Raw genomic sequence first — 23987 nt, 5'->3', positions numbered from 1 at the left:
AAAGTATTATGGTCATTTGACATGATATTGTTACCAGCATCCAGCTTAAAATATGTTTAGCCCAGGAACGGAGAGAAATATGGAATTCTTAAATCAATATGTAATATTGATTATTGTTGGTATCTGTTACTGCCTTGGGTATATTATTAAACACAGCATAACTGTAATTCCCAATAAATTTATACCTTTAATAATGGGGGTAATAGGTATTATACTAAATATGTGGATGAATAAATGGACGTTCTCTCCGGAAATCTTATTGGGAGGATTGGCAAGTGGTCTTGCCAGCACCGGAGCATTTGAACTCCTTCGAAATATAAAGAACAAAAAGTGACTGCGCTGATAGCAAAGAGCAGCGGTAAGAGTACAAGTAAGAGAATGCGAAAGAAATAAATGAATAAAGTTAAGAATACAGCAAAAAGAAGCCTTCTGTTAGGAATAACAAAGGGCTTCTTTTGTAATTCATAAATACGAAAAAATACACTTGGATACAGGGACGATAAAAAAGCACTGACCCTGGTGGTTGCACACAAAAACCCCACTGGATTGTGGGTGGAGCTCACAATAAATTAAAAATGGTAGAGTTCACAATAAAGTTAAATTTTCTTTGTGTATTATTCCTTGTTGTTCTTGTACAAAAGCCAAATATAATTTGTAAATATCTTCAAGCTTTAAATTAATTAATAAAGTAAAATTATATTTCTTAATAAGATAATGAACAAACTTCGTTCCAAGGTAATAACCTACATCTCCATGATCATGATAATTTACCCAGTCTCCAAAATATCTCTGGTTTAATTTGTCCATAGTCGGTAAATCATGATTGAAATCCATTACTATTTGTTGAAAATGATTATCGCACCATTCCTTCCATCCGCCCTTTCCATCCTGATGATAGAAATTAAGGTCATGAACCAGCAGCTGTTCAAAATACATGGCAATACCCTCTGTGAATAATTTCCACACAAAATATTGTTTCTTGTCATCACAATATTGGTCTAAAATGCCATGTTGTTTTTGATATACATGACCTAATTCATGATAGATAAGACCATACATTGATTCTATACCTTGCCAATTCAGCTCGATTATCTTTTCTACACCTAACAAAACGGTATCTTTTCCATTGATATTAGTTACCCATCCGGCAGCATTGCAAAGACCAAGATAAAGTACAATATCAACCTCCAACTCATTGCCAAAGCATTTGATGATTCTTGCATTCAAATTTTCTGTCACTTTTGTAAAAGAGTTATGTAAACATTCGAAAGAAGGATTTTTATACACAGCATTAATTATTGGAAAAAAATCTTTTTCGTAAGTATATGTCCCGCTATCAAGATATTCTTTTATGTCATCCTTGAAAATATGGGCAGAGTTATCAAAAATCGAATTTATATATATTTCCCATTTATTTAAACTGAAAGCTTCATTTTCAAATAATGAATTGATTTGCGAATAAGTATCAATAATTTTAACCATATGCACCTCCATAATTTATGTTTAACTATTTCATCATCGAATAGAGTCAGTCTATCACAAAAATGAGAAAAATTCTATTATATAAGAAAAACGCCGGCGATGTTCAAAACTTTTAAGCGCTTTTTCATGTAAAAAGATAAGATGGAGAGTATAATCTTCCTTATGAATGCCAAGAATGTGGATTTGCTATAAAAAATATTTATCATAAAGTGAGAGATTGAAATATTCCCTATATTACATGAATTTTACACTAATAATATAATATCTATTATGATGTTATATATAATACTAATATAATTTAAATTATATTAATGCTCTTTTCAATTGTATTAAAATGGTATATAATGGATTATTATACTAATGAATTGGAGGAGCATATTATGTATTTATTTAGTAAATTATCAGATACAGACTTGAGAGAACTATATGGTATTAACGGTATAGGAAAGATGTTTGAGCTTTTAGGTATATATTATTCTTGTCAAGATAGAGATAACTATGAAATTTTTCTAACTATTTATGATGAGGAAGCGGGTAAGACTGATCATCATTATAGAAATATAGGTGAGAAACATATTAAAAAAATCCTAGAATGTAGGAAAGTTGAAATACCAAGACATATTTTTAGGGTCTTTTCTGAGACTTGGGTAAAAGTTCCTGTTATAACACATACTGATATGGCCATAATATTTGATGCACTATTGGAACGAATACATAGCAATGAAATATTATGGAGAATAGCAAAGGAAAGAATATTTACAGAAGAAGAATTAGAAAGATTAATGAACATGCTATATTTTCAATATGCTAATGTTGTTAAATATTTAGATGGGAGTGTCACTAGAAAACAGAAAATATTTAAAGATTTACTAGATAAATGGAGAAACAATAATATAATAAGTTATATAGATTAGGAGATGATTTTATCGGAGCACCTAAATTTTATAAACTAAATAAAAGTTATGAAGCTTCATCTATCGAAGTTGTGAATGAATTAAAAGACTTAGGTAAAACATATGGTGAAAGAATTATTAATGCAATATATGTTTTCCTAGAAGCTTTAATAGCTGTATTTTTAACTAATATAATCAATGATGAGACTGAAATGTCAAATAAATTATTAGATAAATTAGTCATGGTTTTTATAAATTACATTTTAGTATCTATTTTAATTTTCGTTGTAATATTTTTGAGTGTAAAATGCATAAAATTTTTGAAAAGTATCAGAGATAATAAAAAGAATCATAAAGATAGATTAGAATTAAAGAAATTTTTTTATCAGAAGATTCTAAATGATATAATATTAGGAATAAGTTTGGAGCAAAAAGCAATAAAAAACTGTCAAAATTCAACAATAAGAAATATATATCTGAATGAGTCATTATTCTATTATGACTTAGCTATTCAAGCCATGAAAGATAAGAGAATGTTTGAAATTAATAATAAAAAAAGAGAACCTTATACAGATTTTTTACAAGAGATGAATCCGCAATTTTTATTAGATGTATTTATAACTTGTAGAGATTCAATAAAAAGAATGAAACAGTTTATAACGTATAATCAACCAAATGATAAGGCTAATATTTTAACCAAGATAGATATTATTAATGAGAATTATGCGATTATTATAAACAGTATAAAAAATCAAATTAAATAAAAAAACTTGATATAAAAATAATACTCAGGCACTCTTAACTCGGAGGGTGCTTTTTTGATGTGAAAAATAATCAGAGATAGTAATGGAAAAGATAGATTTGAGAAATAAATCAAGAACTTTCAAGAGGCTCACAAAATTAATTATTCCAATAGTATTGTGTATATAATCGAAATAGTAACTATCTGCAAAACAGGGACTTACGAAATGTTTAAAGAGGATAGCTAAAGAGATAAGCATTAACAAAAATGCAATAATTCATGGATTACGACATTCATCTGGGAAAGGGTAGGGACATACTGATAGTAGTAGGACAATGGAAAATTTTATGTTCATATTCAGTTGGATATGATACGAAATTTCAGTCTGCATTTGATATTAAGATGAATCAGTTTTTCCTATATGAAGTGTACAAAAAGATATAAAAAAATATGTTCTGGTTTCGTTGCTGAAATTGTCAAGCTGGGTTATAACCGTAAAACACTGATATACACAACAAAAAAAACACTACCATTATCTGATAGTGTTTACAGGGGATGAGAGAATCGAACTCCCGCTAAAGGTTTTGGAGACCCTTGTCATACCATTTGACCAATCCCCTAAGGCTCAGCCGCTTGTCGCGACTGCTAATATAGAATACAATAAATTGTGTCAATTGTCAAGAATTTTTTATTAAATATTACTTATTGGACAAGGTGTCAAAGTTTCAAATAAAATATGGGGTAAAAGTGGCTTGCTGTAAATAAATCCCTGAATAATATCGCATTTATTTTTCTTTAAAGCCTCCAATTGTTCAGTCCTCTCAACACCTTCTGCGATAACCTCAAGCTTCATGCTGTGAGCCAGATGGATGATTCCGGAAGCTATCTGTGCATCTTTTTCATTGCTGCTGATGTTATTGACAAAGGACTTGTCCATTTTAAGGGTATTAATTGGTATATTCGTCAGATAATTCAAGGAGGAATAACCGGTTCCGAAATCATCCAGTGATATTCGTACGCCCAAGTCCTGCAGAGAGGATAATTGTACAGAGGCATTTGTAAGAGAAGATACCAAAGTACTTTCGGTTACTTCCAGCTCCAGATTGCAGGCAGGAAGTCCGGTTTCTGCTAGAATATTGCGAACCACGTCGATAAAATCTGCTTTACTTAACTGGACACTGGAGATGTTGACAGATACAATAAGCGAGGGAAATCCATGGTCAATAAGGATCTTATTAAAGGTACAAGCTTCTTTTAGAATCCACTCCCCAAGTTCTGTAATCATGCCACTTTCTTCTGCTATCGGTATAAATTCCACAGGTTTTAGTTCACCCAGTTTCTGGTTGCGGATACGCATAAGTGCCTCGAAGCCTGTCATCGTTTCTTTGCGAATATTATATTGAGGCTGATATACTACATAGATCTCTTCATTGGCAATGGCATGGCGTAAAACCTCTGTAATAAGGGAACTGCGGTTTAATTCTTCCTCCATGGTCACATCAAAAAGTGTATATTTGTTTTTACCGGTATCTTTTGATTTGTACATGGCAATATCAGCATTTTTAATCAGTGTGGTATGAGTAAGCCCGTTTTTGGGATATAAAGCAATTCCAATGCTCATGGATACATAGATGGACTCATTGTTAATACGAAAAGGAGTTTTTAGTGATTCAATAACCGAGGCCGCAAAATCCAGAGCCTCTGTATCACTGTCCAGATTCTCGCGAAAGAGAAGGAATTCATCTCCGCCGGCCCTGGCTAGAATATCGTCTCCGGAGGTAAGGGAGAGCAGATGGGCGGCTGTCTGTGATAACAGATTATCTCCGTATTCATGACCTAAGGTATCATTCACTGTTTTAAAATCATCCAGGTCCACAAAATAAACGGCATGCAGCTTATTTGACCCCGGTGAGGATGCAATGGTCTGATTAACTCTTTCAATAAAGGCCATCTTGTTCGGGAGGTTCGTTAAAACATCGTGATAGGCAAGATACTCAATGTGATTATAATTCAGTCTCAATTGCTCTTCTTTGGTAATAAGCTCTTCGTGCATGGCAGAGAGTTCGTTGTAGCTGTTTCTGACAATATGCAGCATTTTATTTAAATTTCTGGAAAGTTCACCAAATTCATTCTTAGATTTTATATTACTCTGTGCTTTTAGGTTACCTTCGGAAGCAATACGCAGCGTATTTTTGATTTCCATAATGGGTTCTGTGTAAATATCAGCTATACGATTGCCTGCGAGATATATAAACAGGGAGCAGCCGATTATACCAATCAGGAAAATATATAAGATAATCCTTGCAAGACCGGTTACATTTCCTGCCTCCTGCTTCGTGATAATGACCCAGCCGGTATTTTTTAAAATGCTATAGCCGTAGATGTTATCTGTCGCTTCAAAGACATACTGAAAATTCCCGGAGGCATTCACCTTACCACTGTAGAACTCTGTTACAAGTCTGCCCAGCTGATCATCCTTGATATTAGTACCGATATACCTGTTGTCAGGATGATAGATATAATTACCGTATTTATCCAGGCAAAAGGCGTAATCCTTTCTGCCGGAGGACAAAGTACTCATATAGTCATTGAGGCTTTGCAGGTTCAAGGTACTAACCAGATAACCCAGAATTATTTTCGTATTTGTACGGCATTTTATGGGAGATCCGATTTCAATGAAGTACTGACTGGAGCCATTCTCCTGCTTTTTCTTAAGGATGCCGCTGATACCGCAGGCTGGATTACCAGTAGCTTTCATATAGGATAATGTAAGGTTATCGGATAATCTTGTGCTGATTCTTTGTTTTTCTGTACTTAGTACAACAGTATTATCCGTATTGAATATTTGAATGTTCTGATAATAGGGCATAGTATTACTCTGACGGATTAATAAATCCATAGCGTTGTCATAGAGAATGTTTTCTTCATTTTTCCTAACGGAATCAGAGGACAGGGCAAGGGCATAATCGTAAATATCACTTTCTGTAGCAAGAAGGCTGGTCTCTGACTGTTTACCGCTAAGAAATATCTGGAGGCCCTGTTGTCCGGTTACAGCTCGTTGCTCAAGGTCCGCTTTTTCTGTCCTGATCAGTTTTCCGGTCATTAGATGATAGGAAAGTACAGACAGGAGGATGATTGGAAGGATGGCTAATATAAATAAAGTAATCCGTAAATTATTTCGAATAGACATAATGGTCTTCTTTCATGTGTATTTTATTTTTAGTTTAAAATGTTTTAATTTAGGATTTATATTTACACATAGTTAATTGTGGGTATTGCTTTGCATGAAGTCCAGCTGCTTAGCACCTTCAGTCCAGCTGGTTCTTGTTGTAATAGATAGGTGAAATAATATTGTCGGGAAAGAGCATGCATGCAAAGATACTGATTATTAAACTGCGATAAGTGTTCTGCAAAGATGTAGAGTGGATTTTATGATAAACGGATTTATATGTAATTATTTAACATATTAACAAATATACAGAAAAAAAGCAATAAAATTGGTAACAATACTATAAATTTTAGTTGAAAAAGCTTCCTGTAACAGGTATACTTGTACCAGTAGTGTGCGTCGTTTGTTTTGCAGGCGAACACGGGTGGGGCAAGAATTAGCAGAATACTGTATTCTGTAATATACCCAGGGAATGAACAGATCGGAGAGTAAAATGTACAAGTTATTAAGAAGAGACGGAAGAGCCAAGCGTGGAGAATTCCACACCGTTCATGGCACCATTCAGACCCCTGTTTTTATGAATGTTGGAACGGTAGCAGCTATTAAAGGTGCGGTGTCAACCCAGGATCTTCAAGAGATTAAAACCCAGGTGGAATTGTCCAATACTTATCATCTTCATGTCAGAACCGGTGATGAGGTAATCAAGAAACTTGGAGGACTTCATAAATTCATGGTATGGGATAAACCAATACTGACGGATTCAGGAGGCTTTCAGGTGTTTTCTCTTTCAGGACTGAGAAAGATAAAAGAGGAAGGCGTATATTTTAGTTCCCATATTGATGGCCGTAAGATATTTATGGGACCGGAAGAAAGTATGAGAATCCAATCAAACCTTGCATCAACCATAGCTATGGCATTTGACGAATGCCCTCCACATCCGGCAGAAAGAAGTTACATGCAGAATTCAGTGGATAGAACCACCAGGTGGCTGTTACGTTGTAAGGCTGAAATGGACAGACTTAATACCTTACCGGACACAATAAATAAGCAGCAGATGTTATTTGGAATAAACCAGGGCGGTACCTATAAGGATATTCGTATAGAACATGCAAAAACCATATCAGAATTAAATCTTGACGGTTATGCACTGGGAGGGCTTGCAGTTGGAGAAACCCATTCGGAAATGTATTACATTCTGGAGGAAACTGTACCTTACCTTCCGTTGGAAAAACCCACTTACCTCATGGGTGTTGGTACACCGGAGAATATCTTGGAGTCGGTAGAAAGAGGTGTAGACTTCTTTGACTGTGTATATCCTGCAAGAAACGGAAGACATGGTCATGCATATACCAATCACGGTAAAATGAATCTGATGAATGCCAAATACGAACTGGATGATTCGCCAATTGAAAAAGGCTGTGGATGTCCTGTTTGCAGACAATACAGCAGGGCTTACATCAGACATCTGTTAAAAGCAAAAGAAATGTTAGGATTAAGATTTTTGGTAACACATAATCTTTATTTCTATAACAATATGATGGAAGAAATCCGCAGTGCCATTGAAGAACAAAGGTACGCAGAATATAAGAAAAACAAGCTGGAGGGTTTCGCCCAGGGTGAACTTGCCTAAGAAGGAATATTTAACACAAGAATTATATTATTTAGGAGGAACAAGATGAAAATCGGACTTTTAACACAACCAAGCGGTGCTTTGAACTTAGCCACATTAGTAATGTGGATCGTTTTCATGGTGGGAATTTTTTATTTTATGGCGATTCGTCCCCAGAAGAAACAACAGAAGAAAATGGACGCTATGATGTCAACCTTGGAAAACGGTGACAGTGTAGTGACCACCGGAGGATTTTACGGTGTAATCATTGATGTAATGGAAGATGTAGTTATCGTTGAATTTGGTAACAACAAGAACTGCCGTATACCTATGAAAAAATCAGCAATCGTTGAAGTTGAGAAACCTCAGTCAGCAATTGCTTCAAAAGAATAAGGAACACCAAAGGGACGCCACGGCGTCCCTTATTTTAACCTTTTTTCCAAAGATTCAAGGAGTGATTCTGGAATTTTCAAATTACCTTTACCGCTGCCCAGAGAAATATCAGGCTTGTTCATACCGTGAAAATCAGAACCCCCAGTAAGGGCAAGATTGTAACGATTGGCGTAACGTCTGATTATGCCCTCATCAAAACCGGTATTCAAGGAATAAATAGCTTCAATACCATCAAGCCCAAAACCAGCTAAAAGAGAAATAAGTACATCCAACTGCTCTAGATTATACTTATACAATAAAGGATGAGCAAGCACCGCAAGGCCTCCTGCTTCATGAATCAAATCAATTGTAGCTTCCGGGGAGAGATAATCCCTGGCCACATAATAAGGAGAAGAATCATTAAGAAATCTGTCAAAAGCATCCTTGTTGGATTTGGTAAAACCATGCTCTGTCATATACTTGGCAAAATGTGCCCGTGTCAGAACAGCTTCACCTTCTGCTGCCTTTAACTTATCCACCGTGATATCAATCCCGGCGCCCCTTAAATTGGCTGCCATTTTCTCGTTACGTTCTTCCCTTTTGGCAACAGCCTCGTGAAGGGTCTTAATCAAAGCATTATTCTTCGTATCCAGGAACAGTCCCAGAATATGAATATCCCTGCCATTATAAGCAGCAGAGATTTCTGCGCCTGGAATAATTCTTAAAGGATTACTAGCATCGGACTTCGCAAGAGCAGCAGCCTGGGCTTCCGCTACACCGGCAACTGTATCATGGTCTGTAAGAGCAATAGCCGATAAAGACAAAGAAGCGGCAAGGCTGACCACCTCCGTCGGAGTAAGAGTCCCATCCGAAGCATTCGAATGCACGTGTAGATCAATATATTTCATAAGAACAACCTTTCTATAAAGTACCAGTCAAAACGCAAGGAATCATTCATCAGATAATAATGATAAATTATATAGATACAAGAATCGTAGATAGTAGAATTAATAAATGTTGTTGTATATCTTAAATCTGTTACCGAATAATTATTACGTATGACAGTCAGAGGTAAGTATAGTTTAAATATACAGACATTAAGCTAATACAAGCATTGTACCCCTTTTAATGACCTTTTACAACCACTAATATTAATACGGATATAACCCTTATACAAAATTATAAGATCAGGAGGGATATGATTGATTGCAGAGTTATGCTGATTGTTATGTGATTGGCATATTTGGAGTATGGACATTTAGGTTCATTTAAGATATCTTAAGATTACACCTCCTCTACAGGGATTTTTTTGATGTGGTAATTTTATTGTACCAATTTTAGATGCTTTTTTAATGATAATAAAAATAAAAAAATTATACCACAAGCATTTTCCCAGTTATGCAGATGAAAAGTTGTGTTATTAAAAGAAAGGCAGTATATAGGTGGAGGATAATAAAATGGATAATGATAGTAAAATATTAGGAATAGCCTACAACACTATACCTGTAAGTGATATAAATAATTCAGCAGAATGGTTTGTTAAACATTTCGGTTTTAACATAAGAAATCATCGTGGAAATTATTTGAGCCTTTTCAGAGGTAATAGACCCATACTAGATTTAATTCAAACTGACAACGACTCAAGAGCTGTATATGAAATAGATAGAAAAAAGAGATGGGTTATAACTTTCTATACTGACAATATAGATTTTCTACACTATTATTTAAAGTCTCAGGATATAAAAGTAGGTAACATCAGTGATGAGGGTATTTACGGCAAGTTCTTTACATTAGAGGATTTAGACGGTAATTTATTCGATATCTGGGAACATAAGGACTGCCAGCTTAACTTTTAAATTAGTTGTTTCCTATACATCCTCTTTCATAAAGTGTACTAAGATGCGTAATTAATGACTAGTTCGTTCTCACGCATGATTAGCGCAAGAAATTATATAATTCATCAGTTCATAATTAGTTCAATGCTTACTTTGAATCATTATTAAGAAAAAAGTTCTTTACCAATACCCAGATGATTGGAGGGGCTGTCTGGTAGTTTTGTATTGAAAGGTTCCTTATGACACTTAAGCGCCAGTAACTGTGAATAGGTTAAATAGTGCCACTGTCTGAGCACAATAACCTGCCACGGCCATAACCGTACAGCGAGTTTGGCACTCTTTAACCTGCCATGAACAGTTACTGGCGCTTTCGTGGAATAAGGGTCCTTGAACAACAAAACGGACAGACAGCCCCTCCAATCATCGTCCCCTTCCAAAGACCCCCTCCCCCCCCTTTTTCCCACAATCATTCATAAAAAATCACATTCCAGGTCATATAACAAGGACATGAAAAATATAATACTGTATAAATGTATGGAGGTATTTCATGGACAAAGTACTTCACCGGAATTCCAAAGTAACTGTCGCGTTAAAGAATCTTCTCTTCTCTTATGTCATAACCGTACTTATGATACTGCTGCTCTCCTTCCTTATGCTAAAGCTGGACGTATCCAATAAAATATTAAGCGGAGGCATCATAGCAACCTATATCCTCTCGACTTTCATAGGAGGCTTCCTGTTCGGGAAAAGTGCAGAGCATAAAAGGTTTCTATGGGGACTTATGATGGGAGGACTTTATTTTGCCATCCTGCTGTTAGCATCAATACTCACCGGCTCCGTAATGGGAATGGAACCCGCCAGAGTGTTTACAGTCATGTTATTATGCCTGTTTGGAGGTATGCTGGGCGGCATGGTGAGCTGAAAATTTCTCTTTTCAAATCTTAGAGGCTATGGTATAATAAGCTTTGAATTTTGGATATTATCATCCATAGGGAAAATATAAGGAGGAAACTCATGAAACGTATTAAGACTTTAAATACAAGAAATCTTAAAGAGTCCATGAAGAAGGGCGGATGCGGCGAGTGCCAGACTTCTTGCCAGTCAGCATGTAAGACATCCTGCACAGTAGGAAATCAGAGCTGCGAGAACGATAATAGATAAGTATTCTGCAGTATACATAAGTAATGCAAGGTAGTACTAAGGTTACTGATAAAATTAATCAATCATGTAAACTAAGCAGCGTCTTACAGTCGCTGCTTATTCCTTGTGCATGGATAAATGCACATAGAAGGAGGAAATTTTGGTTCACCAGTATAAAAATAACGGCTATAATATTGTGCTGGACGTTAATAGCGGCATGGTCCATGTGGTGGATGATCTAATCTATGATATTATAGAAGGATACAACAAGGCTTCCAGAGATGCGAAACATAAAGTAAGCAAGGAAGACAGGGAAGCCATAATAAATCATATAACGGATAAATACAAAGGAGAGGAATATACCTCTTTATTTGAAGAATATAAGGAACAAGCTGACCCGGTTGTTACGGCGGTAACCGAAGCCTTATCCGAAGTAGAAGAGCTGATAACGGAAGGTGCTCTGTTTACTGAAGATATCTATGAGAATTACATATCGGAATTTAAGAATCGTTCAACGGTAGTAAAAGCTCTTTGTCTTCATATAGCGCATGACTGTAATCTTGCCTGTAAGTATTGTTTTGCGGAAGAGGGCGAATACCAGGGAAGACGTGCACTGATGAGCTATGAGGTTGGGAAGCAGGCTCTGGACTTTCTGATTGCAAGCTCCGGTAACAGAAAGAACCTTGAGATAGATTTCTTTGGCGGTGAGCCGCTGATGAATTTTGACGTAGTAAAAAGACTGGTGGAATACGGAAGAGAGCAGGAAGTAATTCATAACAAGAAGTTCCGCTTCACCCTTACTACAAATGGAATTCTGCTAAATGATGATATCATGGAATTTGCTAATAAAGAAATGAGCAATGTGGTATTGAGCATTGATGGACGTAAAGAGGTTAATGACATGATGCGCCCTTCCAGAAATGGTAAAGGAAGCTATGATGTTATCATTCCCAAATTCAAGAAACTTGCTGAAAGCAGAAACCAGACAAACTATTATGTGAGAGGAACCTTTACTCATAATAATCTGGACTTCTCAGAAGACGTTATACATCTGGCAGAGAATGGCTTTAAGCAGATTTCTGTTGAGCCGGTAGTGGCTTTGCCGGAGGAAAACTATTCCTTAAAGGAAGAAGATCTGGAGAAGATCTATGAAGAATATGATAAGCTGGCAGCTTATATTCTTGAAAAGAAGCAAAAAGGGGAAGGCTTTAACTTCTTCCATTTCATGATAGATTTATCCGGAGGCCCCTGTGTTGCCAAGAGGCTGTCAGGCTGCGGCTCAGGAACCGAGTATTTGGCGGTAACTCCCTGGGGGGATTTATATCCCTGCCATCAGTTTGTAGGAGAAGAGAAATACCTGATGGGAAATGTCTTTGAGGGTGTGAAGCAAAAGGAGATGCAGGAAGAATTCAAGTGCTGCAACGTTTACTCGAAGGATAAGTGCAAAGAATGTTTTGCCAAATTTTATTGCAGCGGCGGCTGTGCGGCTAATTCTTATAAGTTCCATGGCAGCATCCATGATACATATGATATCGGCTGCAAGCTTCAGAAAAAACGTGTGGAATGTGCACTTATGATAAAAGCAGCAGAGGCTTCTCTTTCAGAGGAAGCGTAAAAGATTACAGATAGAAGGATAATGCCTGTTGGGCACTCATTAATGAGCTGCCTTGTACGGGCATTCTCTGTTTAAAGTTACAAAGAAATCGAAGATGTTTTCGGACTTATTTATGGAGGGTTACTCTGTTTTGCCCGACTCTTTGCGGCAGTTAGGCTTGTAACCCTAAATTGACAGGAGAAAATATTATACGATTTCAATGGAAAGGAGACACCTATGGCAGAAAAATGGGTACTCAAAAATAAAAAAGCAGATTTTCAGACGATTATGGCAAAACACGGTATCAGCGAATGCCTTACAAGGCTCCTGGTTAACAGAGGGTTAACAGAAGAAGAGGATATTAGATTTTATCTGAACCCGGATTATGAGAGGACACACAATCCGCTCTTAATGAAAGATCTTGCAAAAGCTTGCGATATTCTTGAAGAGAAGATGACAGAGGGAAAAAGCATTCGTATTGTAGGGGATTATGATGTTGACGGAGTTGCTTCAACGTACATACTGTATAAGGCATTGAGCTTATGCGGGGCAAAGGTCGATTATGAAATACCGGATCGTATCAGAGACGGTTATGGAATAAACGAACAGATTATAGATGCAGCCTATGAAGCAGGTATTGATACCATACTAACCTGTGACAATGGAATTGCTGCCACCGAGCAGGTGAAAAAGGCCAAAGCGCTTGGAATGACAGTGATTATAACAGATCACCATGATATACCTTTTTTGATTGAGGGAGAGAGTAAGAAGCACATTCTTCCGGAAGCTGATGCCGTGGTGAATCCCAAGCAGGAGGATTGTTTGTATCCCTTTAAGCAGCTTTGCGGTGCTGCGGTTGCTTATAAACTGATGGAAGCATTCTTTGATAGAAAACAGATATCAAAGACAGAGCTGGTTCCTCTAAGGGAAGCAACAGCCATCGCCACCGTTTGTGACGTAATGGAACTGACCGGAGAGAACCGTATCCTGGTGAAAAAAGGGCTGGAACTGCTTAATAATACCCAGAACCTGGGGCTTCGTGCACTAATGGAAAAGAACAGCATTGCCGCCGGAAATCTCGCCGCCTATCATCTTGGTTATGTAATCGGGCCCTGTCTGAATGCCGGGGGCAGACTTGATACAGCGAAACAGGGATTGCGGCTTTTGTTGTCTGAGACCAAAGAGGAAGCAGATAAAAGGGCAGAGGAGCTTAAAGCTTTAAATGACCTTAGAAAGCAGATGACGGAGGAAGGTTTACTAAACGCAATAGCTCTTATAGAAGACTCCGAACTGAAGAAGGATAAAGTCCTGGTAATATATCTGAAGGACTGCCACGAGAGTCTGGCAGGAATTATTGCTGGCAGATTAAGAGAGCGCTACTGTAAGCCAGCCATTGTACTGACCGATGCCCATGATATGGTGAAAGGATCAGGCCGATCCATTGAGAAATATAATATGTACGAGGAACTGACCCGCTGTAAGGAGCATCTGGTGAAGTTCGGAGGTCATCCCATGGCCGCCGGAATGTCTCTGCAGCTTACCTCAGTAGAGACCTTAAGGATAGGTCTTAACGGCAATACAGTACTGACAGAGGAAGATTTGATTCCCAAGGTAGTAATAGATGTAGTTCTGCCTCTGGGTTATGTGACAGAGGAACTGGTGGAAGATCTTAAGCTACTCGAACCTTTCGGTAAAGGGAATGAGAAGCCCTTATTTGCAGACAGGAATCTTAAGATTTTAAAGCTGACTGTTCTTGGAAAGAATAAGAAGGTAATAAAATTACTGGTTAGAAATCCGTATGGCAGGGAAATGGAGGCTATGTATTTTGGAGATACAGCAGGGTTTCTGGAAGCTCTGAATGGAGTTTACGGCAAAACAGAAGTGGATAAGGCTTATCAAAACAGAGATAACAGCATGAAGCTTTCGATAACCTATTACCCTACAATCAATGAATATAACGGGAATCGAAGTCTGCAGATAGTTATACAGAATTACTTAATTGAGAAAGAATAACCTGAAGGGGCACGCTTTATGGTGGAAGAGGCTTTGCTGCTGCTAAAAAGTTCGGTATAAATCGGTAGACATAGAAATAGTAGCTGCTTCAGCCTTTTTCGGTTATATCAGGGGTAATCTTTTTCTGATATAACTGTATCATGTGCCCCTTTATATAATCTTTCTGTTCGTCACTAAGCCTTCTGTAATAAATTATTGTATTCCATTCATCTTTGGTTACAATTTTATCGGAATGATAGGCAGAGCTCTCTTTTATAAGGTCCATTGAGTTATTCTGCTTTTCTTGAAAGAAATAGTCAACGGTAACTTCAAAGTAAGCTGCTAATTTTAATAAGATATCAGGAGCCGGAGTGCTTATGTTTCTTTCATAATTAGACATCGTAGATTTACTCACACCAAGTATATCTGCCAGTTCATTTTGGGTGAGGGGGTTGGAAAGCCTCAGAGTTTTAATTTTTTTACCAATATCCATAGAAATCACCTCTCCAATAAATAGTATCATAAATCTTAATCTTTAAAATGGCATTCTATTAATACTGGAAATAATCCATGATAATTGGATAAAATAATAAATATTTAATATAGATGACTGTACTCAGCGGTAAAGTTAAAGATTTCAATAACTCAATACTGTACTGCTAATGAAAATCGGGAATAACAGGCGATAAATTGTTCTACAGATTATTTAACAGAAAAGATTACTGTCTGGCTCACTTTGGCAGTGCTTTACGCTTTATTTCTGTTGATATATTCAGGAAAAAATGATATAATCTATTCTGGATTGTTATGAGAATGTGAAGAATTTATCATTTAGATAAAAGTCGGAGTACTTATCGCGCCGGTAAGGATTAACAACTATTATAGTGAAGTAATATAATAAGAAAGAGGCAGAAACCATGAAGAAGTTAGAAGAATATGTTAGGAGTATACCTGATTTCCCGGAGGAAGGAATCGTATTCAGAGATGTTACCAGTGTTTTACAGGATAAAGACAGCTTAAAACTGTCAATTGACCAGATGCAGGCGCTGCTGGACGGACTTGATATTGATGTAATCGTGGGACCTGAATCAAGAGGATTTATATTCGGAGTTCCGATTGCTTACAATCTCAACAAAGCTTTTGTACCTGTTCGTAAAAAGGGTAAGCTTCCCTGTGAAACCATTGAAATGGAGTATGCACTGGAATACGGTACCGCAACCATCGAGATGCATAAAGATTCCATCAAACCTGGACAGAAGGTTGCTATTGTGGATGATCTGATTGCAACAGGAGGAACCATTGAGGCTATTACGAAATTAATTGAGAGCCTTGGGGGAATCGTGGTTAAGATCATATTCCTGATGGAACTGGAAGGTCTTCATGGACGTGATAAGTTACAAGGCTATGATGTTGAAGCTGTTATTAAATATGAAGGCAAATAAATAGCGAATGAAGGGCTGCCGCAGTAGGAATCTAACTGCCAAAGCCCTTTTTTCGTATTAAAAACTACCTTTCCTTCTCCAGAAATAGTATGCCATGTTTCAAAAAAGAACAGCGTGGCATACTAATAGTAAAAAGCCTGATAAAACAGGCTCTTTTCATCTTAGGAGCTCAATATCCCTGTACTTCAAAAACGAAGTCTGACTTGTCAGGCTTTTTGCTATTTCTGGGAAAAAACGACAGCTTAGGTCAGAATATGCCATAATACAATAAAGGAATTGATTTTTTCTCATTATATGTTTATAATAAAAAGATAAATCTAAAACTGGTGGTGATTTCATGGAAAACAATGTAATAAGCAAGCTGACGGACGACAATTTAAATAAAAAAAAGAATACCGAGACAGTTATTCCCTCAGATTTTACGAGCCCTGACGAGTTATACGGACAGTTGATTAAAATCGTGGAAAGCTACCACCCTTCCGCCGATATTTCCATGATTGAAAAGGCCTATCACTGTGCGGCAAAGGCTCACCATAACCAGCTTAGAAAATCGGGAGAACCCTATATCATTCACCCTCTCTGTGTAGCAATAATTCTTGCAGAGCTGGAGCTTGATAAGGAAACTATTGTAGCAGGTCTTTTACATGATGTAGTAGAAGATACTGTGTGTACGGCGGAAGAATTGGCAAAAGACTTTAATGACGAGATTGCATTATTGGTAGATGGAGTTACGAAGCTTACCCAGTTAAATTACTCAAAGGATAAGTTAGAGATACAAGCTGAGAATCTGCGTAAGATGTTTCTTGCCATGGCGAAGGACATCCGTGTTATTCTGATTAAATTAGCCGACAGACTCCATAATATGAGAACCCTTCAATACCAGACGCCCATTAAACAGAAGGAAAAAGCAAGGGAGACCATGGATATCTATGCTCCTATCGCCCAGCGCCTTGGTATATCTAAGATTAAGATCGAGCTGGATGATCTCTCCTTAAAATACCTGGAACCAGAAGTTTATAATGACCTTACGGAGAAGATAAACTCCAGGAAAGGTGAAAGAGAAGAAGTTATCGGTAAAATTGTTGAAGAAGTACGCTTTCATGTTATGGATGCTGATATTGAAGCCAAAATAGACGGCAGGGTAAAGCATTTCTTCAGTATCTATAAGAAAATGGTTAACCAGCATAAGACGCTGGATCAGATATTTGATTTATTTGCTGTACGTATTATCGTGGAATCCGTGAAAGACTGTTATGCAGCGCTTGGCGTAATCCATGAAATGTATAAGCCCATTCCTGGCAGATTCAAGGATTATATTGCCATGCCCAAGCCCAATATGTACCAGTCTCTTCATACTACCCTTATCGGCCCAGGAGGACAGCCCTTTGAAATTCAGATAAGAACCTATGAAATGCACCGTACGGCTGAATATGGTATTGCTGCCCATTGGAAATACAAAGAGGGTCAGGATGGAAAGAATTCTCAGGATACCGAAGAAGCTAAGCTTACCTGGTTAAGGCAGATTCTTGAGTGGCAGAGAGACATGTCTGATAACAAGGAATTCCTGAGCCTGTTAAAGAGCGATCTGGATCTGTTTTCAGAAAGTGTATACTGCTTTACTCCAACCGGCGATGTGAAGAATCTTCCCAATGGTTCTACACCCATTGATTTTGCCTACAGTATTCACAGTGCAGTAGGAAATAAGATGGTAGGAGCCAGAGTAAATGGCAAACTTGTCAATATAGATTATGTAATACAAAACGGTGACAGAATTGAGATCATAACTTCTCAAAACTCCAAAGGACCCAGTAGGGATTGGCTGTCCCTGGTTAAGAGTACCCAGGCAAAGAACAAGATTAACCAATGGTTTAAGACAGAGTTAAAAGAAGACAATATAGTAAAAGGAAAAGAAATGATTGTCGCTTACTGTAAGACCAAAGGTATTGTGCTAAGCGATCTTATGAAGCCGGAATACATGAATAAGGTAATGTCCAAATATGGCTTTAGAGACTGGGATTCCATTTATGCTGCTGTAGGTCATGGCGGTTTAAAGGAAGGTCAGGTCATAAACAAATTAAAAGATGAGTATGACAAGAAGCATAAGAAAGAGATTACTGATGAGAAGGTACTTGATTCCATAACGGAGGTTAAGGATAACAGACCGCCCTCACGTAAATCAAAGAGTGGTATCGTAGTAGAAGGTATTCATGACGTTGCAGTTCGTTTCTCCAAGTGCTGCGGGCCGGTACCCGGTGATGAAATCGTAGGTTTTGTAACCAGAGGAAGAGGAGTATCCATACATCGTACAGACTGTGTCAATCTTATGAATCTTTCGGAAGAAGATAGGGCAAGACTTATTGAAGCTGAGTGGAATGTACCTCAGGATAAGGCGCAGGGTGAACTTTATGCAGCGGAAATTAAGATTTACGCCAATAACCGCAGCGGTGTTCTGGTAGATGTATCAAAGATTCTTACAGAAAATAAGATTGATGTGACTTCAATGACTGTAAGAACCAGCAAACAGGGAACCGCCACCATAAGTGTTGGTTTTGAAATAAACGGAGTTGAGCAGCTGCGTTATATTATCGGTAAGCTCAGAAGCATTGAGAGTGTACTTGATATCGAGCGTACTACCGGCTGATAAAGAAAGGATGACTACCAATGGTGATAGAAAATCTTGTATTAGGACCAGTAAGTACTAACTGTTATTTTATAATAAATGAAGAGACAAAAGAAACAATAATTGTTGACCCTGCGGATAAAGCGGAAAGAATCAATGCCAAGATCTCAGGGGAACAGCTAATGCCTGTGGCGATTTTACTGACCCATGGGCATTTTGACCATATTATGGCGGTGGAAGAACTTAGCAGAACCTATACCATTCCTTATTATGTCCATGAGCAGGAAGCGGAATTGCTTGAGAGTCCGGATCTAAATGGAGCTTTCATGCTTAGAAGCAATATTTCAGCAAAGCGGGATCAGGTATTTCAGGATAAGGAAGTACTGAACCTTGGAGGAATGAACGTTGAGGTTATTCATACACCTGGACATACTGCTGGAAGTGCCTGCTTTTATCTTTCGGAGGAGAATGTTCTTTTTTCAGGGGATACTCTGTTTTTTGAATCGGTAGGAAGGACAGACCTGCCTACCGGTAACAATGTGATAATTTTAAAGAGTCTTCGCGAGAAACTTTTTGAATTACCGGAAGAAACAAAGGTTTATCCCGGTCACGGTATGACAACTACCATTGGACATGAAAAGAATAACAATCCTTTTTTAAGGTGGTAAGATTGGGAGGTAATCGTGATTCAGATAATAATAACAGGGGATGAATATGAAAATGATATTTGTCCCTTAATCAAAGCCTTTTACCCGGAAGAGGAAATAAAGGTTATTCGAAACATTGAAGATAGAATTGAGACAGAGAAAGAATCCATCACCATATCAGTGGAAATCGTGGATTCTTATCTTTGTGTTCAAGGGTTAAAAGGCCAGGAATTACTTTGCAAAGAAGAGGAAGAAGTCTTTCCGCCTAAGCCAGATAACGCTCTGACTGCCCTGATTGATACCCATGACCAGCAGGTCGCAAGAAAAAAGGAAATCAGGAATCACTTAAAGAGAAGGATTTACCGTCTGTTGCACAAAATGACTGGGAGAGAACTGCCCTGGGGAACCTTAACCGGAATCCGTCCTACCAAAATGGTGCTGGAGAAGCTGGAAGCGGGAGAAAAGGAAGCGGATATCCGCAGGTTTATGAGCGAGGAATATTACTGCTCCCAAAAGAAAACAGAGCTGAGCCTGATGGTAGCAGGAAGAGAAAACAGACTGCTTCAGGATATGGATTACCGGAATGGTTATAGTATTTATATTGGTATTCCTTTCTGTCCCAGTACCTGTCTGTATTGCTCCTTCACCTCTTATTCCATTCAGAAATTCGGAAATATGGCAGAGGCATATCTGGAAGCACTTTTTAAGGAAATCAGCTATGCCGCAGGAGTATTAAAAAATAAGAAACTCACTACAGTATATATCGGTGGCGGAACACCGACGACCCTGAATGAAGAGCAGTTGGATAGACTGCTTTCCCATATAGATATACATCTAAAACCCAGCCAGACCATGGAGTATACGGTGGAGGCCGGAAGACCGGACAGTATCACCGAGGACAAGCTAAAGATATTAAAAGCCCATGGTGTAACGAGAATTTCCATAAATCCTCAGACCATGGAACAGAAAACCCTTGATCTGATTGGCCGAAGGCATACAGTTGATGAGATAAGAGAGGCTTTCGCTCTTGCAAGAAAAACAGGACATGACAACATCAATATGGATATTATAGTTGGACTGCCTGGTGAAAGAAGGAAGGAAGTCACTTATACCCTGGAAGAAATAAGGAAACTGAAACCAGATAGCCTTACTGTTCATACATTGGCATTAAAGAGAGCGTCCAGACTCAATACAGAAAATGTAGAGTATGAGTCTGCGAATTACAAAGAAGCTTCTGAAATGGTAGATGCTACTGCTCAGTTTGCTAAAGAACAGGGTTATGGACCTTATTATCTCTACCGCCAGAAGAATATGGCGGGAAACCTGGAGAACATAGGTTATGCCATGGAAGGCAAGGAAGGACTTTACAACGTTCTTATTATGGAAGAGAAACAGACAATACTTGCTTTAGGAGCAGGAGCTCAGTCAAAGTTTGTATTTCACAAGGAAAACCGTATAGAAAGAGTGGAAAATGTAAAGAGCCTGGTGGATTATATCGCCAGAATTGATGAAATGATAGAACGAAAAAATATTTTTCTGACTGAAAATGGTCCTCTGCTTTAAGCATAGCTTGTATTTGACAAAGCGGAACAACCAGTATAACACAAGCGGCTGGCAGACCTACCCGAAAGGAAGGAGGAATCCATTATGGAAGCTTTCAGTGAATTTGAGAACAATGCTTACAGACAAGAGAATGTCCTGGCGGATGATCTGGAAGAAGCGATAGACCATGGAATACTGGTCAGCAAGTTAGCTTATGTACTTGCAAAAGAAGCCGGCTGTGATGACAGTTTCTGTTATGATATGGCAGATGCTGGTCTTGTTCATGATATCGGTAAATTACGCCTTGGTAAGTACCTCTATGCCAGTGACCGAAATACACTGATTGTTGAAGAACTGAAATATATTCGGATGCATTCTGATTTAGGTTATGAGATTTTGCGCAAATATGGCTATCATGAAAGAATAATAGAAGCCATACTGCATCATCATGAGAATTACGATGGATCAGGTTATCCCAGAAATCTAAAAGGGAGTGAGATTCCTCTAGGTGCAAGGATACTCAGAATATGCGATGTTTATGCTGCACTGGTATCTGACAGGAGATATCGCTGCTCTTATCATAAAGAAGCAGCTATTCAATTAATGATTGAAGAAGTAAAGAATTTTGATATGAAGCTTTTTCTAAATTTTTTGAGTATTGTCTATACAGAGGATTTTGCAGAAATCGATAAATATGCCTGCGATATCAACCGAAAGAAGTTTAGCTGGAAGAATATACTCCATGACGGAACCTACTGAATTATACAGACGAAATCTGAAAACAGATTCTGACACCTGGTTCCAAATGGTTGAAATTTGAAACAAAAAGCATTATAATGAACCACGGAAAGAAGATATGTAGCTGTAACTATTTGAAATAAAAGGAGATTTTATGACATTTCCTGGGCATGTACGAAAGCAAAACCAATTGTGACATGTGCCTCTATCCATATAATTCTGCACTTCTAAGCTTCATGTACGGAAACTTTGCAGAAGGTAAGAAGGAGGAGCTGAATAGTTATACAATACAAAAATATAGATCGCAGAAAGGAAACAAAATGAGCCAAAATGCATGGTTAAAGTATGAAGACAGCCAATTAGCTGATATAAATGCCTTTAGTGAAGGTTATAAGAAATTTATTACTGACTGCAAGACTGAGAGGGAATGCGTCAGGGAAAGTATTAAGTTAGCGGAAAAAGAGGGCTTTAAAGACTTAAAAGAATATATCCGCGACGGAAAAGCATTAAGACCCGGAGATAAAGTTTACATATCCAACATGGAGAAAGCAATAGCACTTTTCGTAATCGGATCACGTCCTTTAGAAGACGGATTAAAGATTCTGGGTGCCCATATAGATTCCCCCAGGATGGATTTAAAGCAGGTGCCTTTGTACGAAGACGCAGAGATGGCCTTATTTGATACCCATTATTATGGCGGTATCAAGAAATATCAGTGGGTAACACTTCCCTTAGCTATCCATGGTGTCGTTGTTAAAAAGGACGGAACAGTTCTTAACATAGTAATCGGTGAAGCAGAAGAAGATCCGGTTATCGGAGTTACAGATCTGCTGATACATTTATCCGGTGCGCAGCTGGAGAAGAAAGGCGCCAAAGTCATAGAAGGTGAGGATCTAAATATCCTAATCGGAAGCAAGCCTTTAAAGGGTGAAGAAAAAGATGCTGTTAAAGCAAATATCCTGCATATCTTAAAGGATAAGTACGATGTAGAGGAAGATGACTTCTTATCCGCAGAGTTAGAAATAGTACCCGCAGGAAAAGCTAGGGATTATGGTCTTGATAAGAGTATGGTTATGGGTTATGGCCAGGATGACAGAGTGTGCTCCTATACCTCACTGCTTGCAATTTTAGAGGTAAAAGAAACCGACAGAACCTGTGCCTGCATTCTGGTAGACAAAGAAGAAATCGGTAGCGTTGGAGCCTCTGGTATGCATTCCAAGTTTTTTGAGAATACTGTAGCAGAGATGCTTGCCTTAACTGGTGAGTACTCAGAATTAAAGGTTAGACGTGCTTTATCCAATTCCCATATGCTCTCCTCTGATGTAAGCGCAGCTTTTGATCCCAATTATCCTGCGGTAATGGAGAAGAAGAATTCAGCTTATTTCGGGAAAGGTATGGTATTTAACAAATACACCGGCTCCAGAGGCAAATCAAATTCCAACGATGCCAATCCCGAATTTATGGCAAGACTCCGTAAGATTATGGAGGATAATCAGGTATCCATCCAGACTGCTGAGTTGGGTAAAGTTGATGAAGGTGGCGGCGGAACCATTGCCTACATTATGGCCAACTACAATATGGAGGTCATCGACAGTGGCGTAGCGGTACTGAACATGCATGCACCCTGGGAGATAACCAGTAAAGTCGATATATATGAAACTTACAAGGGATATATAGCTTTCTTAAAGGAAATCTAATATAATGACAACAAGAAGATTTATATTCTGTTCGGAATAAATAAATTCAGAGAGTAAGTTCCCATAAATATAACAGACAGGCAGAATTAATCGAAACAATAACAATAATTTTGGAAGCTACAGTAGATATATACTGTACGGAAAGGGGCAGGAATGGTTAGACATCTTGTTTTGTGGAAGTATAAGGAAGAACTGACAGAGGAAGAAAGACTTAGACTTGTTGAAGAAGTAAAGGAAAAGTTAGAGGCCTTAAAGGGTAAGATTCCGGGCATACACTCCTTAGAAGTTATAACAAAAACTCTGCCCACCGGTACCGATAATTGTGATTTCATGTTGGACAGCATCTTTGAAAATGCGGAGGCACTGGCTGTTTATCAGAACCATGAGGAACATTTAAAGGCTGCTTCCCTGGTAAGAAGCATAATCAGTAATCGTATTTGTGTAGATTACGATATTTAATAAATGAATTATAA

Annotated in this window: 22 protein-coding genes and 1 tRNA gene; 17 read left to right on the top strand and 6 right to left on the bottom strand. The window is 38.0% G+C overall.

The window, feature by feature from the left end:
• Positions 1-79 precede the first annotated feature (79 nt).
• A complete protein-coding gene (locus R2R35_RS06725; protein WP_317733736.1) occupies positions 80-334 on the top strand; it encodes a phage holin family protein in 255 nt (84 codons plus the stop codon).
• A 251-nt stretch (positions 335-585) separates the two neighbouring features.
• Here R2R35_RS06725 and R2R35_RS06720 read toward each other — a convergent pair whose 3' ends face one another.
• Positions 586-1482 carry a hypothetical protein gene (locus R2R35_RS06720; RefSeq protein ID WP_317733735.1) on the bottom strand — a complete coding sequence of 299 codons (897 nt, stop codon included), beginning with the start codon at positions 1480-1482 and terminating at the stop codon, positions 586-588.
• A 380-nt stretch (positions 1483-1862) separates the two neighbouring features.
• Here R2R35_RS06720 and R2R35_RS06715 point away from each other — a divergent pair, with 380 nt between their 5' ends.
• Together R2R35_RS06715 and R2R35_RS06710 are read left to right on the top strand one after the other, a co-directional pair.
• Positions 1863-2396, top strand: coding sequence for a hypothetical protein (locus R2R35_RS06715; protein ID WP_317733734.1), 534 nt, complete (start codon positions 1863-1865; stop codon positions 2394-2396).
• 71 nt (positions 2397-2467) lie between these two features.
• On the top strand, positions 2468-3139 hold the full coding sequence (locus tag R2R35_RS06710) for a hypothetical protein (RefSeq protein WP_317733733.1): 672 nt from the start codon (positions 2468-2470) through the stop codon (positions 3137-3139).
• 527 nt (positions 3140-3666) lie between these two features.
• On the opposite strand, the gene R2R35_RS06705 is transcribed toward R2R35_RS06710, so the two are convergent.
• Positions 3667-3737, bottom strand: a tRNA-Trp gene (locus R2R35_RS06705).
• Between the two features lie 71 nt (positions 3738-3808).
• Positions 3809-6307 (bottom strand): EAL domain-containing protein, encoded by a 2499-nt coding sequence (locus R2R35_RS06700; RefSeq protein WP_317733732.1) that lies wholly within the window; start codon positions 6305-6307, stop codon positions 3809-3811.
• Between the two features lie 472 nt (positions 6308-6779).
• On the opposite strand from R2R35_RS06700, the gene tgt reads away from it, so the two are divergent.
• Positions 6780-7916, top strand: coding sequence for a tRNA guanosine(34) transglycosylase Tgt (gene tgt, locus R2R35_RS06695; RefSeq protein WP_317733731.1), 1137 nt, complete (start codon positions 6780-6782; stop codon positions 7914-7916).
• 45 nt (positions 7917-7961) lie between these two features.
• Complete coding sequence (gene yajC, locus R2R35_RS06690; RefSeq protein ID WP_317733730.1) at positions 7962-8288, top strand: preprotein translocase subunit YajC; 327 nt, start codon at positions 7962-7964, stop codon at positions 8286-8288.
• Positions 8289-8317: 29 nt separating this feature from the next.
• On the opposite strand, the gene R2R35_RS06685 is transcribed toward yajC, so the two are convergent.
• Positions 8318-9175 (bottom strand): PHP domain-containing protein, encoded by an 858-nt coding sequence (locus R2R35_RS06685; protein WP_317733729.1) that lies wholly within the window; start codon positions 9173-9175, stop codon positions 8318-8320.
• A 549-nt stretch (positions 9176-9724) separates the two neighbouring features.
• On the opposite strand from R2R35_RS06685, the gene R2R35_RS06680 reads away from it, so the two are divergent.
• Positions 9725-10123: a VOC family protein gene (locus tag R2R35_RS06680; protein WP_317733728.1), complete on the top strand. Its 399-nt coding sequence runs from the start codon at positions 9725-9727 to the stop codon at positions 10121-10123.
• A gap of 143 nt (positions 10124-10266) precedes the next feature.
• On the opposite strand, the gene R2R35_RS06675 is transcribed toward R2R35_RS06680, so the two are convergent.
• Positions 10267-10539, bottom strand: a complete 273-nt coding sequence (locus tag R2R35_RS06675; RefSeq protein ID WP_317733727.1) for a hypothetical protein — start codon at positions 10537-10539, stop codon at positions 10267-10269.
• Between the two features lie 110 nt (positions 10540-10649).
• Here R2R35_RS06675 and R2R35_RS06670 point away from each other — a divergent pair, with 110 nt between their 5' ends.
• The 4 genes from R2R35_RS06670 (at position 10650) to recJ (ending at position 14849) form a co-directional block, all read left to right on the top strand.
• The gene (locus R2R35_RS06670; protein WP_317733726.1) at positions 10650-11024 is read left to right on the top strand and encodes a TIGR04086 family membrane protein; all 375 of its coding nucleotides are present in this window, start codon (positions 10650-10652) and stop codon (positions 11022-11024) included.
• A gap of 92 nt (positions 11025-11116) precedes the next feature.
• Complete coding sequence (gene scfA, locus R2R35_RS06665) at positions 11117-11263, top strand: six-cysteine ranthipeptide SCIFF (protein WP_033165083.1); 147 nt, start codon at positions 11117-11119, stop codon at positions 11261-11263.
• 139 nt (positions 11264-11402) lie between these two features.
• On the top strand, positions 11403-12857 hold the full coding sequence (gene scfB, locus R2R35_RS06660; RefSeq protein ID WP_317733725.1) for a thioether cross-link-forming SCIFF peptide maturase: 1455 nt from the start codon (positions 11403-11405) through the stop codon (positions 12855-12857).
• A gap of 216 nt (positions 12858-13073) precedes the next feature.
• Positions 13074-14849, top strand: a complete 1776-nt coding sequence (gene recJ, locus R2R35_RS06655; protein ID WP_317733724.1) for a single-stranded-DNA-specific exonuclease RecJ — start codon at positions 13074-13076, stop codon at positions 14847-14849.
• An 88-nt stretch (positions 14850-14937) separates the two neighbouring features.
• On the opposite strand, the gene R2R35_RS06650 is transcribed toward recJ, so the two are convergent.
• Positions 14938-15321 carry a helix-turn-helix domain-containing protein gene (locus R2R35_RS06650; RefSeq protein WP_317733723.1) on the bottom strand — a complete coding sequence of 128 codons (384 nt, stop codon included), beginning with the start codon at positions 15319-15321 and terminating at the stop codon, positions 14938-14940.
• 424 nt (positions 15322-15745) lie between these two features.
• On the opposite strand from R2R35_RS06650, the gene R2R35_RS06645 reads away from it, so the two are divergent.
• The 7 genes from R2R35_RS06645 to R2R35_RS06615 all read left to right on the top strand — a co-directional run bounded on the left by R2R35_RS06645 (position 15746) and on the right by R2R35_RS06615 (position 23973).
• Positions 15746-16270: an adenine phosphoribosyltransferase gene (locus R2R35_RS06645; RefSeq protein ID WP_317733722.1), complete on the top strand. Its 525-nt coding sequence runs from the start codon at positions 15746-15748 to the stop codon at positions 16268-16270.
• A 337-nt stretch (positions 16271-16607) separates the two neighbouring features.
• The gene (locus R2R35_RS06640) at positions 16608-18911 is read left to right on the top strand and encodes a RelA/SpoT family protein (RefSeq protein ID WP_317733721.1); all 2304 of its coding nucleotides are present in this window, start codon (positions 16608-16610) and stop codon (positions 18909-18911) included.
• A 20-nt stretch (positions 18912-18931) separates the two neighbouring features.
• The gene (locus R2R35_RS06635; protein ID WP_317733720.1) at positions 18932-19558 is read left to right on the top strand and encodes an MBL fold metallo-hydrolase; all 627 of its coding nucleotides are present in this window, start codon (positions 18932-18934) and stop codon (positions 19556-19558) included.
• A 15-nt stretch (positions 19559-19573) separates the two neighbouring features.
• Positions 19574-21100: a coproporphyrinogen dehydrogenase HemZ gene (gene hemZ, locus R2R35_RS06630; protein WP_317733719.1), complete on the top strand. Its 1527-nt coding sequence runs from the start codon at positions 19574-19576 to the stop codon at positions 21098-21100.
• A gap of 84 nt (positions 21101-21184) precedes the next feature.
• Entirely contained in the window at positions 21185-21838 is a 654-nt protein-coding gene (locus R2R35_RS06625; protein WP_317733718.1) for an HD-GYP domain-containing protein, read from the top strand.
• A 299-nt stretch (positions 21839-22137) separates the two neighbouring features.
• Complete coding sequence (locus R2R35_RS06620) at positions 22138-23514, top strand: aminopeptidase (RefSeq protein ID WP_317733717.1); 1377 nt, start codon at positions 22138-22140, stop codon at positions 23512-23514.
• 153 nt (positions 23515-23667) lie between these two features.
• Positions 23668-23973: a Dabb family protein gene (locus R2R35_RS06615; protein WP_317733716.1), complete on the top strand. Its 306-nt coding sequence runs from the start codon at positions 23668-23670 to the stop codon at positions 23971-23973.
• Positions 23974-23987 lie beyond the last annotated feature (14 nt).

The sequence above is a fragment of the Anaerocolumna sp. AGMB13020 genome, assembly GCF_033100115.1.
Taxonomy (GTDB): domain Bacteria; phylum Bacillota; class Clostridia; order Lachnospirales; family Lachnospiraceae; genus Anaerocolumna.
Note: the sequence above shows the minus strand (reverse complement) of the source record. Positions and strands in the feature narration are given on the sequence as shown.